General features: G+C 70.3%; 9 protein-coding genes. 6 read left to right on the top strand and 3 right to left on the bottom strand.

The features are described from left to right. Positions 1-39: 39 nt before the first annotated feature. Positions 40-1233 (bottom strand): trypsin-like serine peptidase, encoded by a 1194-nt coding sequence (locus tag ACIRU3_RS36210; protein ID WP_404065791.1) that lies wholly within the window; start codon positions 1231-1233, stop codon positions 40-42. A gap of 134 nt (positions 1234-1367) precedes the next feature. Continuing rightward, the gene (locus ACIRU3_RS36205) at positions 1368-2594 is read right to left on the bottom strand and encodes a trypsin-like serine peptidase (RefSeq protein WP_404065788.1); all 1227 of its coding nucleotides are present in this window, start codon (positions 2592-2594) and stop codon (positions 1368-1370) included. A 490-nt stretch (positions 2595-3084) separates the two neighbouring features. Between ACIRU3_RS36205 and ACIRU3_RS36200 the strand changes: the two genes are divergently transcribed. The 4 genes from ACIRU3_RS36200 (at position 3085) to ACIRU3_RS36185 (ending at position 9835) form a co-directional block, all read left to right on the top strand. Continuing rightward, positions 3085-4557: a diaminobutyrate--2-oxoglutarate transaminase family protein gene (locus tag ACIRU3_RS36200; protein WP_404065786.1), complete on the top strand. Its 1473-nt coding sequence runs from the start codon at positions 3085-3087 to the stop codon at positions 4555-4557. A 173-nt stretch (positions 4558-4730) separates the two neighbouring features. Next, complete coding sequence (locus tag ACIRU3_RS36195; RefSeq protein ID WP_404065783.1) at positions 4731-6752, top strand: IucA/IucC family protein; 2022 nt, start codon at positions 4731-4733, stop codon at positions 6750-6752. 68 nt (positions 6753-6820) lie between these two features. After that, positions 6821-7666, top strand: a complete 846-nt coding sequence (locus ACIRU3_RS36190) for a GNAT family N-acetyltransferase (RefSeq protein ID WP_404065780.1) — start codon at positions 6821-6823, stop codon at positions 7664-7666. 192 nt (positions 7667-7858) lie between these two features. Next, positions 7859-9835 (top strand): ATP-dependent DNA helicase, encoded by a 1977-nt coding sequence (locus ACIRU3_RS36185; RefSeq protein WP_404065777.1) that lies wholly within the window; start codon positions 7859-7861, stop codon positions 9833-9835. Between the two features lie 144 nt (positions 9836-9979). Here ACIRU3_RS36185 and lexA read toward each other — a convergent pair whose 3' ends face one another. Then, a complete protein-coding gene (lexA, locus tag ACIRU3_RS36180; RefSeq protein ID WP_404065775.1) occupies positions 9980-10759 on the bottom strand; it encodes a transcriptional repressor LexA in 780 nt (259 codons plus the stop codon). A gap of 565 nt (positions 10760-11324) precedes the next feature. Here lexA and nrdR point away from each other — a divergent pair. Together nrdR and ACIRU3_RS36170 are read left to right on the top strand one after the other, a co-directional pair. Further along, positions 11325-11876 carry a transcriptional regulator NrdR gene (gene nrdR / locus ACIRU3_RS36175; protein ID WP_404065773.1) on the top strand — a complete coding sequence of 184 codons (552 nt, stop codon included), beginning with the start codon at positions 11325-11327 and terminating at the stop codon, positions 11874-11876. 164 nt (positions 11877-12040) lie between these two features. Further along, a complete protein-coding gene (locus ACIRU3_RS36170) occupies positions 12041-14941 on the top strand; it encodes a vitamin B12-dependent ribonucleotide reductase (RefSeq protein ID WP_404065770.1) in 2901 nt (966 codons plus the stop codon). The last annotated feature ends 130 nt before the right edge of the window (positions 14942-15071 follow it).

Here is a 15071-nt window from a genome sequence, read left to right as displayed (position 1 = left end):
CCCTGTCACCGGGAGCGGGCCTTCGGCATGCGGCAGGTGTCACCGGCCGCCGTACGTCTTGCTCATGTTCTCGTACAGCCCCTGCGCCTCCTGGCCCAGCTGTGGGCCGGCCAGCCAGGTGTTGTTCGAGGGGCCGATGGAGGTGTTCGACACCAGCTCGGTCTTGCCGTTCACCACGCGGAACCAGCCGCCACCGGAGGAGCCGCCGGTCATCGTGCAGCCGATCCGGTACATCGTCGGCAGCGACGCGTTCAGCGACAGCCGGCCGGGCCGGTCGAGGCACTTGAACATCTTCAGCCCGCTGTACGGCGGCGCCGCCGGGTAGCCCCAGGCGCCCATGCTCGGGACCTCGGTCGCGGACGGCGCCGAGAAGTCGACGTCGAGGGCGGCCCCGACGGTCTCCTCCAGCGACTTCGCCCCGGACTCGGGCTTCACGTGCAGCACGGCGTAGTCGTACGCCGCCCCCGCACCGCCCGTCTCCGAGCCGCCCTGGATCCACTGGTTCGAGGTGGAGGCCCAGTCCGCCCACCAGGTGCCGTACGGGGCGATCTGCGTGGTCGTCGCGTTCGCCAGGTCGGACTCCGACTTGTCGAGGTCGTTGTACGACGGCACGAAGGCGATGTTGCGGTACCAGCCGCCGTTCGTGCCGGCGTGCACACAGTGACCGGCCGTCCACACCAGGTTGGACTTGCCCGGGTGGTTGACGTCCTTGACCACCGTGCCGGAGCAGACCATCGAACCCTCGGGCGAGTCGAAGAAGACCTTGCCCACGGGGGCCGCGTTGTCGTGGTACGGCGTCTTCTCGGCCTGCGCCTGCACGGGCTGCGGCTCCGGGTCGCTGACCCCCTGGTCGGCGGCGGCGTCCTTCGTCGAGACCGTCTTGTTGGCCTCCTTGGCGGACTGCATCCGGTCAGGCTTCCACAGGCCCTGGATCACCGGGTTGACGAAGTCCTTGGCCTCACTGAGCCACTTGTCCTTGTCCCAGTCCTTCCAGCCGCCGTTCTTCCACTTGTCGACATCGATGCCGTGCTCCTTGAGCTTGTTCGCGATGTCGGCCGGGATGTGGACCTTGCCGCCGTCGTCGGCGGCCTGGGAAGCGCCGGCGCCGGCCTGGCCGTCCGCCTTGTCGTCGCCGTTGCAGGCCGTGGCGGTGAGCGCCAGAGCGGCGACGAGTCCGGTCGCGGCGAGAACGGTACGACGACGGCGCGTCGAGGACCTACGTGCGGAACGCATGGTGCGATTACCCCCGTTGAAGCGTTGGTGACACCCCACTATGCCCGTGGGACTGGGGACGGACGGCGGCGAGACGGTGAAGGTTCCTGTGAGACGCCTCGCCGCCACCCGTGACCCCGCTGTGCCGGCAGTCGTTACCGACCGGCGAACTTCTTGCTGACCGAGTCGTACACGCCCTTGGCCACATCGCCCAGACGGGGACCGGCCAGCCAGCCCGAAGTCACCGGGCCGATGGACGTGTTGGACACCAGCGCCGGCTTGCCGTCCGAGCCCGTCTCCACCCAGCCGCCGCCGGAGGAGCCGCCGGTCATCGTGCAGCCGATGCGGTACATCGTCGGGTCCGACTTGTTGATCGACAGGCGGCCCGGCTTGTCCTGGCACTGGTACGCCAGCTGACCGTCGTACGGCGGCGCCGCCGGGTAGCCGGTCGCCGTGATGTTCTGCACCTTCGGCACGGCCGGGGCGTCGAAGTTCACCGGAAGCGCGCCGCCGACCGTCTCCTCCAGGGACTTGCCGGCGTTGCCCTGCTCCGGCGTCACATGGATCACGGCGAAGTCGTAGGAGGCACCGTTGCCGCCGGTCTGACCACCCTGATCGATCCACTGCTGGGACGTCTTCGCGGCATCGGCCCACCAGACGCCGTACGGCGCGATCTCCTCACGGGTGGCGTTCTGCATCTGGTCGGCCGACTTGCCCGCGTTGTTGTACGACGGCACGAAGGCGATGTTGCGGTACCAGCCGCCCTTCTTGCCGGCGTGCACACAGTGGCCCGCCGTCCAGATGAGGTTGGACTTGCCCGGGTGAGCCGGGTCCTCCACGACCGTCGCCGAGCAGACCATGGTGCCCTCGGGCGAGTCGAACAAGAGCTTGCCGGACGTGGCCGCGTTGGTGTGGTACGGCGGCCTGACCGCCTGCGCCTTCACCGGCGCCGGCGTCGGGTCCGTCACGCCCTGGTCACCGGAGATGTCGTTGTCGTCGACACCCTTGTCCGGGTCGTCGGCGTCCCGCATCCGGTCCGGGTCCCACAAGCCCTTGATGATCGGGTTGACGAAGTCGTTGGCCTCGCGCAGCCAGTCGTCCCTGTTCCAGTTCTTCCAGGCGCCGTTCTTCCACTTGTCGATGTCGATCCCGTGCTCTTTGAGCTTGTTCTTGATGTCGTCCGGGATCTGGATCTTTCCGTCGCCGGCCGCCGTAGCGGTGGCGGTCGGCTTGCTGTCGGCCTTGTCGTCACCGTCGCCGTTGCAGGCGGTGGCGGTCAGCGCCAGCGCCGACACGAGGGCGACCGTCGCCAGCACGGGGGAGGTTCTGCGTGACGCGCCCCTCCCTCGGCGAACGGTGAACGACGGCCGTATGGATCGCATGGTGTTGACTCCCCCTGCTGTAAAGGAACTCGGCGCTTCGACCCCGGCACCGGCGCGGAACTCACGGGGAGTTCATGCCGGTCCCAGGACCCTGTGGGAACGGGACCACACACTATGCGGTCGCTGTGGGGGAGTTCCGACGGAACGGCAACGGTTTCGCTACGAGCTGCCTGACCTGGTCCTCAGCTCTCGCAGCAGGCCCGCGAGCTCCGCCTGCTGCTCCCGAAGCCCGTCCGAATCCCCGCCCGCGCACAGCTCCGGGGCCGCACGCGCCACTCGGACGGCTTCCGCCGGCCGGACCCCCGTGCCGGACGAATCCAGAGACAACGGAACCCCCCTACGACGGCGGAGCGGACCGTCGACGGACATTGATCTCGCGGTCACCCGTAACCCGCGGGCCGGTCCGCTGTTGTAGCGGTGGGGGGCCTGCTGCCTGTGCCCGGTCCCCGCGGATCAACTCGCCTCTGGACAGCGGGGAGGACAGCGAGCCGTGGCTGTGACCGAGTCGGTGGCCGAAGGCACGTACGGGGGGCCGCGCGCCGTGCACGAGGGGATCCTGAGGCGTCAGTCGGCGCGCGAATCCGCGGCGCGCACCTACGCGCGGGCCCTCCCCATCGTGCCCGTGCGAGCGCGGGGGCTGACCATCGAGGGCGCCGACGGCCGCCGCTATCTGGACTGCCTCTCCGGCGCCGGAACCCTCGCCCTCGGCCACAACCACCCGGTCGTGCTGGAAGCCATCCGCCGGGTCCTCGACTCGGGCGCCCCGCTCTCCGTCCTCGACCTGGCGACCCCCGTCAAGGACGCCTTCATCACCGAGCTGTTCCGCACTCTGCCGCCCGGCCTCGCCGACCGCGCCCGCGTCCAGTTCTGCGGACCGGCCGGCACCGACGCCGTGGAGGCCGCCTTCAAACTGGTCCGGACCGCGACCGGACGCACCGGCATGCTCGCCTTCACCGGCGCCTACCACGGCATGACGTCCGGAGCCCTGGCCGCCTCCGGCGGTGCCGGCGACGTACGGGTCGCGCGCCTGCCGTACCCGCAGGACTACCGCTGCCCCTTCGGCATCGGCGGACCGCGCGGCGCCGAACTCGCCGCGCGCTGGACCGAGTCCCTCCTCGACGACCCCAAGTCGGGCGTGCCGCTGCCCGCCGGGATGATCATGGAACCCGTCCAGGGCGAGGGGGGAGTGATCCCGGCGCCGGACGACTGGCTGCGCCGCATGCGGCAGATCACGGCCGAGCGTTCCATCCCGCTGATCGCCGACGAGATCCAGACCGGCGTCGGCCGGACCGGCGCCTTCTGGGGTGTCGGACACAGCGGTGTCACGCCCGACGTCATGGTCCTGTCCAAGGCCATCGGCGGCAGCCTCCCGCTGGCCGTGGTCGTCTACCGCGACGACCTCGACGTCTGGCAGCCAGGCGCCCACGCGGGCACCTTCCGCGGGAACCAGCTCGCCATGGCCGCGGGCACCGCCACCCTGGCCCACGTCCGCGAGAACGGCCTCGCCGAACGGGCCGCCGCCCTCGGCTCCCGGATGCTGTCCCAACTGCGACAGCTCCAGGCGGAGTTCCCGTGCGTGGGAGACATCAGGGGACGCGGCCTGATGATCGGGGTCGAGCTGGTGAACCCGGAAGGCGAGACCACCGGACCCGGCGAAGATCCCACCACCGGCGACGACCGCGTGGTGATGAACGGGCTTGAGCCCCTCCGCACCCCTCGCCCCGCCGACCCCGAACTCGCCGCGGCCGTTCAACGGGAGTGCCTCCACCGCGGTCTCATCGTGGAACTCGGCGGTCGCCACGACGGCGTCGTACGGCTCCTGCCCCCTCTGACCATCAGCGACGAACAGGCTGCGGCGGTGCTCGACCGCCTGGCCGACGCGGTGGCAGCGGCGGCCCGCCAACGGCAGGACCACGGCCGCCGCGATCGACAGCACGACAGCCCTGCCCGACACACCGGATAACGGCCGCACGGCGGCGCCCCGCCGCCGAGGCCGACACACGACGACCCGCACCACACACCGTCACGACTGCACTCCCACCAGGACCCCCATCGGCGACGGCACGACGACCGAGCGGACGAGACCGAGCGAGTACCACCCCCGAACAACCCCAGCCCAGCCCTCAAGGAGCCGTCTTGAACGCCACCCCCGCACCCGACGGCCGTTCCGGTGGCCCCGACGAACAGGGAGACTCCGCCGCCCAGCCCTCGCCCGTGCCACTCGCCGAGTCGGTTCCCCAGCAGAAGCGGCGCACTCCGGACGCCGCACGCACAGGAGCCTTTGGCGCCGACCCACTGGACGATCCCGACCCCCACACCGCCGCCCAGGCCGCCGCCGTGGAGAACCTGCTCCGCTGCTGGGTACGTGAGACGGACCTCGCCGCCCCCACCACCAGCACGCTCCGCATCCCGCTGCCCACCAGCGGCACCGCCCTGATCGCACCGGTCCGCCACTGGTCCCCGACGGGCTGGCACCGCTTCGGACCTCCCTGTCTCGCGGGTGCCCCCGAAACGGCGCCACCCGTCGACGCGGTCACCCTCGCGGCCCTGCTCGCCAGGGAGACGCCCGGCGGCAAGGGCATCACCGGCGCACCCGGCGCCACTGGCACCACCGGCGCACCCGGCTCCACCAGCACCACCAGCACCTCCAGCGCCACTGGCACTTCCACCGCAGGCACCCCCAAGCCCGTCGACCCGGACGGTGACCTCGTCGCCGGGGTGGCCGACTCCCTGCGCCGCACCGCGACCTTCATCCGCGACCGGCGCGCCCACCCGGCCGACGGCCCCGACCTCTTCCTCGGCGCCGAACAGGCCCTCGTCCTCGGACACCCCCTGCACCCGACCCCCAAGAGCCGGGAAGGCCTGACCGAAGCCGAAGCCCGGCTGTACTCACCGGAACTGCGCGGCTCCTTCCCCCTGCACTGGATGGCGGTCGCTCCCTCCCTGCTCGCGACCGACTCGGCGTGGACCGAGCGCGGCCGTCCCGTCCCCGCGGACCACCTGACCCAGCGTCTCGCCGGACCGGCCCTGCCCCTGCCCGAGGGATACGCCGCCCTGCCCCTGCATCCCTGGCAGGCGCGCGAGGTCAGGCACCGCGAAGGCGTCGCCGCCCTGCTCGACACCGGGGCCCTCCGCGACCTCGGTCCTCTCGGTTCTCCATGGCACCCCACCTCTTCCGTACGCACCGTCCACCGCTCCGGCGGCCCCGCCATGCTCAAACTGTCGCTGGGCCTGCGCATCACCAACTCCCGCCGCGAGAACCTGCGCAAGGAACTCCACCGCGGAGTCGAGGTGCACCGTTTGCTGCGCAGCGGCCTCTTCAAGCAGTGGCAGGCCGTGCACCCCGGCTTCGACGTCGTCCGCGACCCGGCCTGGCTCGCCGTCGACGACCCGGACGGCCGGCCCGTGCCCGGCCTCGATGTCGTGATCCGGCACAACCCGTTCACCCCGGCCGACGACGTCAGCTGCGTCGCCGGTCTCGTCACGCCCCGGCCCCTCGCCGAACCCGGTGCCTCACCGGCGCAGAACTCCTGGCACCACCAGTCCCGGCTGGCCCAGCTCGTGGCAGGACTGGCCGCACGCACCGGCCGGCCGGTCGAAGCCGTCGCCGCCGAGTGGTTCCTGCGCTACCTGGAACAGGTCGTCCGGCCCGTGCTGTGGCTGGACGGCGAGGCCGGCATCGCCCTCGAGGCCCACCAGCAGAACACCCTCCTCCTGCTCGACCCCAACGGCTGGCCCGCCGGCGGCCGCTACCGCGACAACCAGGGCTACTACTTCCGCGAGTCCCGGCGCGCCGACCTCGACGCGCGGCTGCCCGGCATCGGCGAGCGCAGCGACACGTTCGTCTCCGACGACGTCACCGACGAACGCTTCGCCTACTACCTCGCCGTCAACAATGTGCTCGGCCTGATCGGCGCCTTCGGCTCCCAGCGCCTCGCCGACGAGCGCCTGCTCCTCGCGGCGTCCCGCCGCTTCCTCACCGACGTCGCCTCGGGGCCCCTCGCGCTGGGCTCCTCACTGCCCGGCCTGCTGCTCGACTCACCCGTCCTGCGCTGCAAGGCCAACCTGCTGACCCGGCTGCACGGTCTCGACGAACTCGTCGGCCCGGTCGACACCCAGTCCGTCTACGTCACCATCGCCAACCCCCTTCACTCCTGAACGAACCGCACTCTCTGCCTGCATCGCCGAGGACCATGACCCCCTTCGTCTCCTGAGAGGAGCGCACTGTGCCTCCCACCGACGCGAGCGCCGGCCCAGGCCCCGCCTCCGTCCCCGTCGCCCCGGGCCGCTCCGGCCCCCGAGAGACCGAGGGCACCAGGGACACCGCATCCTTCGGGGACGGCGAGGACACGCTGGACCTCCGGCTGCCCGACGAGTTCGTCGCTCTCTTCGCCGGAGGGACGGCCGATGCGGGCAGCGGTGCTCGGGGAGCGGGGCAGGGATCCGCGTGGGCCGCGGCGAAGCTCGGCCCAGGCCGCGCGCATCTCACGGAGGTCACGGACGACCTCCTCGACGACATCCCCGCGTGGGGGCCGACCGTCACACCCGTAGGCCGGTTCCAGCTGGTGCCGGTGGACGTGGAGCACGACCTGCAGCTCATCCACGGCTGGATGAACGACCCAGCTGTCGCCGCGTTCTGGGAGCTGGCCGGATCCCACAACGAGACGGCGAGGCATGTGCGCGCCCAACTCGACAGCGACGGACGCAGCATGCCGTGTCTCGGCATGCTGGACGGCACCCCCATGAGCTATTGGGAGATCTACCGGGCGGACCTGGATCCGTTGGCCCGCCACTATCCGTCCCGTCCGCACGACACCGGGATCCACCTCCTCATCGGTGGTGCCGCGGACCGGGGGAGAGGGCTGGGATCCGCCCTGCTCAGAGCCGTGGCCGACCTGGTCCTGGACCGTCGCCCCGCCTGCTCCCGCGTCGTCGCGGAGCCCGACCTCGGCAACACCCCCTCCGTGGCCGCTTTCCTGACCGCCGGATTCCGGTTCGGGGCAGAGGTCGACCTGCCGGGCAAGCGGGCCGCCCTCATGATCCGGGACCGAGGCCTGCGCGGTCTGCTGTAGCGCTGCGTGGTTCTTGTGTCGCAGAAGGTGGGCGGGTTGCGCCGATCCGGCTCTCCCTCCCTCACGACATCCGCAGACCCCGGCCGACCCGACCGGCCCCCGTCCCGCCCCAGGAGTCCCGGCAGTGATCCCACCCCTCGTCCCAGCCGTGATCGCCCGAATGTCAGTGCCGGGCCGTAGGGTGGTCGGGCTATGACGAAGCCCCCACTCCCCGAACTCCTGCATGCCGCGGTCGCAGCCGTCGGCGGTACGGAGCGTCCCGGCCAGGTGACCATGGCCGAAGCGGTCGCCGAGGCGATCGACGACGCATCCCACCTGCTCATCCAGGCCGGCACCGGCACCGGAAAGTCGCTGGGCTATCTCGTGCCCGCGCTGGCGCACGGGGAGCGAGTGGTCGTCGCCACGGCCACGCTCGCACTGCAGCGGCAGCTCGTGGAACGCGACCTGCCCCGCACGGTCGACGCCCTGCACCCGCTGCTGCGCCGCCGCCCGGAGTTCGCCATGCTCAAGGGCAGGTCGAACTACCTGTGTCTGCACCGCCTGCACGAGGGCATGCCGCAGGACGAGGAGGACGGACTCTTCGACCAGTTCGAGGCCGCCGCGCCCACCAGCAAGCTGGGCCAGGACCTGCTGCGCCTGCGGGACTGGTCGGACGAGACCGAGACCGGCGACCGCGACGATCTCACGCCGGGTGTCTCCGACCGCGCCTGGGCGCAGGTGTCCGTGTCCTCCCGGGAGTGCCTGGGCGCCTCGAAGTGTGCCTACGGCGCCGAGTGCTTCGCGGAGATGGCCCGCGAGCGTGCCAAGCTCGCCGAAGTCGTCGTCACGAACCACGCACTCCTCGCCATCGACGCGATCGAGGGCGCCCCGGTGCTGCCGCAGCACGAGGTGCTGATCGTGGACGAGGCGCACGAACTCGTCTCCCGCGTCACCGGCGTCGCCACCGGCGAACTCACACCCGGCCAGGTCAACCGGGCCGTGCGCCGGTCCGCCAAGCTCGTCAACGAGAAGGCGGCCGACCAGCTCCAGACCGCCGCCGAGGGCTTCGAGCGGGTGATGGAGCTGGCCCTGCCGGGCCGCCTTGAGGAGATCCCGGAGGACCTCGGCTACGCCCTGATGGCCTTGCGGGACGCGGCCCGTACGGTCATCTCCGCGATCGGCGCGACCCGCGACAAGTCCGTCCAGGACGAGGACGCGGTGCGCAAGCAGGCACTGGCCTCGGTGGAGACGGTGCACTACGTGGCGGAGCGCGTCGTGAACGGCTCGGAATGGGACGTCGTCTGGTACGAGCGCCACGACCGCTTCGGCGCCTCCCTGTGCGTCGCCCCCATGTCGGTCTCCGGACTGCTCAGGGAGAAGCTCTTCGCCGACCGCAGCGTCGTCCTCACCTCGGCGACCCTCAAGCTCGGCGGCGACTTCAACGGCGTCGGTGCCTCCCTGGGACTGGGACCCGAGGGTGTGGAGGGCGAGGACCTGCCGCAGTGGAAGGGCGTCGACGTCGGCTCACCCTTCGACTACCCCAAGCAGGGCATCCTGTACGTGGCCAAGCACCTCGCGCGCCCGGCACGGGACGGTGAGCGCACCGACATGCTCGATGAGCTGACCGAGCTGATCCAGGCGGCAGGCGGCCGCACCCTCGGACTGTTCTCGTCCATGCGGGCCGCCCAGCTCGCCGCCGAGGAGCTGCGCTCCCGGATCCCCGAATTCCCGATCCTGCTCCAGGGCGAGGAGACGCTCGGTGAGCTGATCAAGAACTTTGCCGCCGACCCCGAGACCTGCCTTTTCGGCACGCTGTCGCTGTGGCAGGGCGTCGATGTCCCAGGAGCCAGCTGTCAGCTGGTGGTCATGGACAAGATCCCGTTCCCGCGCCCCGACGACCCGCTGATGAGCGCCCGCCAGAAGGCGGTCGAGGAGGCGGGCGGCAACGGCTTCATGGCGGTGGCCGCGACTCACGCTGCCCTGCTCATGGCACAGGGCGCCGGCCGTCTCGTTCGGGCGACCGGGGACCGCGGTGTGGTCGCCGTACTGGATCAGCGGCTCGCCACCGCGCGGTACGGCGGATACCTCAAGGCGTCACTGCCCGAATTCTGGTACACCACGGACCGTGATCAGGTGCGCAGGTCGCTCGCGGCGATCGACGCGGCCGCGAAGCAGGCGGAAGCCCAATGAAGCTCTCCCACCTGGGCCGCCAGGCCCAGGTGGGCTGACGCCGGCTCTGGGCGGAGCCGAACGCACAGGGCCCCGGAACCGGCGCAGGGGTCCCGGGGCCCGGTCAGGGGGCAGGCGGCCTGTCCGGCCTGCCCGCCGCAGCCGTCACACGCGCCGCAGCACTGCGACGACCTTGCCCAGGATGGTCGCGTCGTCGCCAGGGATCGGCTCGTAGGCCGAGTTGTGCGGGAGGAGCCAGACGTGGCCGTCCTCGCGCTTGAAGCGCTTGACGGTGGCCTCGCCGTCGAGCATGGCCGCCACGATGTCGCCGTTCTCGGCGACCGGCTGACGGCGGACGGTGACCCAGTCGCCGTCACAGATCGCGGCCTCGATCATGGAGTCGCCGACGACCTTGAGGACGAAGAGTTCGCCGTCACCGACCAGCTGCCGGGGGAGCGGGAACACGTCCTCGACCGACTCCTCGGCGAGGATCGGGCCGCCGGCCGCGATACGGCCGACCAGCGGGACGTACGACGCCGCGGGCTTGCCGGCGGTGTCCGTGGGCTGCACGGTCACGGCCTGGTCGGAACCGCGCACCTCGTATGCGCGCGGGCGGTGCGGGTCGCGGCGCAGGAAGCCCTTGCGTTCCAGCGCCATCAGCTGATGCGCGACCGAGGACGTGCTGGAGAGACCGACGGCCTGGCCGATCTCGCGCATCGACGGCGGGTAGCCGCGCCGCTGCACGGAGTCCCTGATGACCTCGATCACCCGGCGCTGCCGGTCGGTGAGCCCCGAGCTGTCCGCCCGGATGCCTGGAGGTCGGCCAGGCAGGGAGCGCTTGGGCCCCTCGGGATTCGTGGCTTCGTTCATCGCATGTACCGGCTCGACTCGGCCCTGGGAGCGGTCCTGGGCAGTGATGGTGGCACTGTCTGCGGTGGTGGTCACGTCGGCCCCTCTCGATGGTCTCCCTGCTGGACAACGGTAGTTGCTTTCGAAAGGTTGCGCCAAACACACGTTCGAGTGAAAAAGTGCGATTCACCTGACGCGGTCATGTGTCTGGGTGTATGGCTCACGCGACGCCTGACAGACAAAAGCGCCCATTGTTGTACGCTTCACCGCCGGGGTGGGTCACCTCGTGGGTTGCTTCCCCAGTCTGCCATCCGGAACCCCGTCGACCGGGATTCGGGTCCCTTCTGCGCCGGAGTCCTACGCGTCCTCCGTGCGGCGCCCACGCTATCTCCGTAAGTGTCCTGGTGGTACGTCCGCGCGCGCGTGTTCTCACGTGTGGCGGGGGTGGATCCGCCGTCCGGGTGTCCGCGGCCGCGACACGCGAGAGCTGTCGGTGTATCAGCCAATCCCCACATCTAGTGGTTGGATTGCTACAGCAGCCCACAAGTTGTGGTCCCCCGGGTCTGAGACGGCTCCGCGATCGCCTATGCTTGAGGCTGCTTCGAGGGGCCCCTGAGGTCCCTGGGGGCTGTTTAGTCTGCTGTGAGGAGGGTTGGAGATCATGCACTGCCCCTTCTGCAGGCACCCCGACAGCCGTGTGGTCGACAGTCGTACGACCGACGACGGCACGTCGATCCGCAGGCGCCGCCAGTGCCCTGACTGCTCCCGTCGTTTCACGACCGTGGAGACGTGCTCGCTCATGGTGGTCAAGCGGTCGGGAGTCACCGAGCCTTTCAGCCGTACCAAGGTCATCAATGGCGTGCGCAAGGCATGCCAGGGGCGGCCTGTCACCGAGGACGCACTCGCCCAGCTCGGCCAGCGGGTCGAGGAGGCGGTGCGGGCCACCGGTAGCGCCGAGCTGACCACCCATGACGTGGGCCTGGCCATACTCGGCCCGTTGCAGGAACTCGACCTCGTCGCCTATCTGCGATTCGCCTCCGTGTACCGGGCGTTCGACTCGCTCGAGGACTTCGAGGCCGCGATCGCGGAGCTGAGGGAAGCGACGCGGGACCCCGCCGCGGACGACGAAGACGCGGGAGCGGGGAGCCAGGAAGACGATCGCGGGCGCGGAGGGACCTCTCAGGTTCCCGTGCCCGCCCACGCCGCCGACTGACCGGCGGGCCGGAAACCGGATGGAGACCCGGGTTCCGGCCGGGACGCGGCGACCAGGACCTGTTGTGGGCGGAAGCGTGAGGGTGCCCGCAACACCAGACAGAACACCGTGCCACGGGAACATCGTGGCACTTCAGGGCGTTTTAGCCCGTACAGGGAGGCGGCATGACAGAGACGGCGAGCGGCCCGGCACGAGGTTCCCGAGCCAAGGGGTCCAAGGCCAGCAGGGGGCTGCGTATCGAGCGCGTCCACACCACCCCCGGCGTACACCCGTACGACGAGGTGGCGTGGGAGCGCCGTGACGTCGTCATGACCAACTGGCGCGACGGCTCGGTCAACTTCGAGCAGCGTGGCGTCGAGTTCCCCGACTTCTGGTCGGTGAACGCGGTCAACATCGTCACCAGCAAGTACTTCCGTGGTGCCGTCGGCACCCCGCAGCGCGAGGTGAGCCTCAAGCAGCTCATCGACCGCATCGTGAAGACGTACCGGAAGGCCGGCGAGGACTTCAAGTACTTCTCCTCGCCCGCCGACGCCGAGATCTTCGAGCACGAGCTGGCGTACGCCCTCCTGCACCAGATCTTCAGCTTCAACAGCCCCGTGTGGTTCAACGTGGGCACCCCGCAGCCCCAGCAGGTCTCTGCCTGCTTCATCCTGTCCGTCGACGACTCCATGGAGTCGATCCTCGACTGGTACAAGGAAGAGGGCATGATCTTCAAGGGCGGCTCCGGAGCCGGCCTGAACCTCTCCCGGATCCGCTCCTCCAAGGAGCTGCTCTCCTCCGGCGGCAACGCCTCCGGCCCGGTCTCCTTCATGCGCGGCGCCGACGCCTCGGCGGGAACGATCAAGTCGGGCGGTGCCACCCGTCGTGCCGCCAAGATGGTCATCCTCGACGTCGACCACCCCGACATCGAGGACTTCATCGAGACCAAGGTGAAGGAAGAGGAGAAGATCCGCGCCCTGCGGGACGCGGGCTTCGACATGGACCTGGGCGGCGACGACATCACGTCCGTCCAGTACCAGAACGCCAACAACTCGGTCCGGGTGAACGACGAGTTCATGAAGGCCGTCGAGCAGGGCGGCAAGTTCGGCCTCCGCGCGCGGATGACCGGAGAGGTCATCGAGGAGGTCGACGCCAAGGCCCTGTTCCGCAAGATGGCCGAGGCCGCCTGGGCCTGCGCCGACCCGGGCATCCAGTACGACGACACGATCAACCACTGGCACACGTGCCCGGAGTCCGGCCGCATCAACGGCTCGAACCCGTGCAGCGAGTACATGCACCTGGACAACACGTCCTGCAACCTCGCCTCGCTGAACCTGATGAAGTTCCTCAAGGACGACGGCAAGGGCAGCCAGTCCTTCGACGTCGAGCGCTTCGCCAAGGTCGTCGAGCTCGTCATCACCGCGATGGACATCTCCATCTGCTTCGCGGACTTCCCGACCCAGAAGATCGGCGAGAACACCCGCGCCTTCCGCCAGCTCGGCATCGGCTACGCCAACCTCGGCGCCCTGCTGATGGCGACCGGTCACGCGTACGACTCCGAAGGCGGCCGCGCCCTGGCGGGTGCCATCACCTCCCTGATGACCGGCACGTCGTACCGCCGCTCCGCCGAGCTGGCCGCGGTCGTCGGCGCGTACGACGGCTACGCCCGCAACGCCGACGCGCACAAGCGCGTCATGAAGCAGCACGCCGACGCCAACGGCAAGGCCGTCCGCATGGACGACCTGGACACCCCGATCTGGGCCGCCGCCACGGAGGCCTGGCAGGACGTCGTCCGCCTCGGCGAGCTGAACGGTTTCCGTAACTCGCAGGCGTCCGTCATCGCGCCGACCGGCACCATCGGTCTCGCCATGTCCTGCGACACCACCGGTCTCGAGCCCGACCTCGCCCTGGTCAAGTTCAAGAAGCTGGTCGGCGGCGGCTCGATGCAGATCGTCAACGGCACCGTCCCGCAGGCTCTGCGCCGCCTGGGCTACCAGGAGGAGCAGATCGAGGCGATCGTCGCCCACATCGCCGACCACGGCAATGTCGTCGACGCCCCGGGCCTCAGGCACGAGCACTACGAGGTGTTCGACTGCGCCATGGGCGAGCGCTCCATCTCCGCGATGGGCCACGTCCGCATGATGGCCGCGATCCAGCCGTGGATCTCCGGCGCCCTGTCCAAGACGGTCAACATGCCGGAGTCGGCGACCGTCGAGGAGGTCGAGGAGATCTACTTCAAGGCCTGGAAGCTGGGCGTCAAGGCGCTCGCGATCTACCGCGACAACTGCAAGGTCGGCCAGCCCCTCTCCGCCAAGACCAAGCAGAAGGAGAAGGCCGAGATCACGCAGAAGACCGAGGCGACCATCCGCGAGACGGTCGAGAAGGTCGTCGAGTACCGCCCGGTCCGCAAGCGCCTTCCGAAGGGTCGTCCCGGCATCACCACGTCCTTCACGGTCGGCGGCGCCGAGGGCTACATGACCGCCAACTCCTACCCGGACGACGGTCTCGGCGAGGTCTTCCTGAAGATGTCCAAGCAGGGCTCGACCCTCGCGGGCATGATGGACGCCTTCTCCATCGCGGTCTCGGTCGGCCTCCAGTACGGCGTGCCGCTGGAGACGTACGTCTCGAAGTTCACCAACATGCGCTTCGAGCCGGCCGGCATGACGGACGACCCGGACGTGCGGATGGCGCAGTCGATCGTCGACTACATCTTCCGTCGCCTGGCGCTGGACTTCCTGCCCTTCGAGACCCGCTCCGCCCTCGGCATCCACTCCGCCGAGGAGCGCCAGCGGCACCTGGAGACCGGGTCCTACGAGCAGTCCATGGAGGACGACGAGGTCGACGTCGAGGGCCTGGCCCAGTCGGCGCCGCGTCAGACCGACCTGAAGGCCGTCGCCGCCCCGAAGGCCGAGCCCGAGGTGGCCGAGCCCGCCCCGAAGCAGGCGCACACCAGCGCCGAGCTCGTGGAGATGCAGCTGGGCATCCAGGCCGACGCCCCGCTGTGCTTCTCCTGCGGCACCAAGATGCAGCGGGCCGGCTCCTGCTACATCTGCGAGGGCTGCGGCTCGACCAGCGGCTGCAGCTGATGACACGCGGTTCCTGAGGTGAGGGGGGGGGGGGCCGGGCCGGGCGCCCCCCCCACGATGCGGGGGGGGGCCGGGCCCCCCCCCCCCCCCGCGCAGCCGGCCCCGCGGGGCGCGGGGCCCCACACACACC

This window comes from Streptomyces sp. NPDC101151 (assembly GCF_044768335.1).
Classification (GTDB): Bacteria; Actinomycetota; Actinomycetes; order Streptomycetales; family Streptomycetaceae; genus Streptomyces.
The sequence above is the reverse complement of the archived record's forward strand: the minus strand, read 5'-3'. Positions and strand labels throughout refer to the sequence as shown.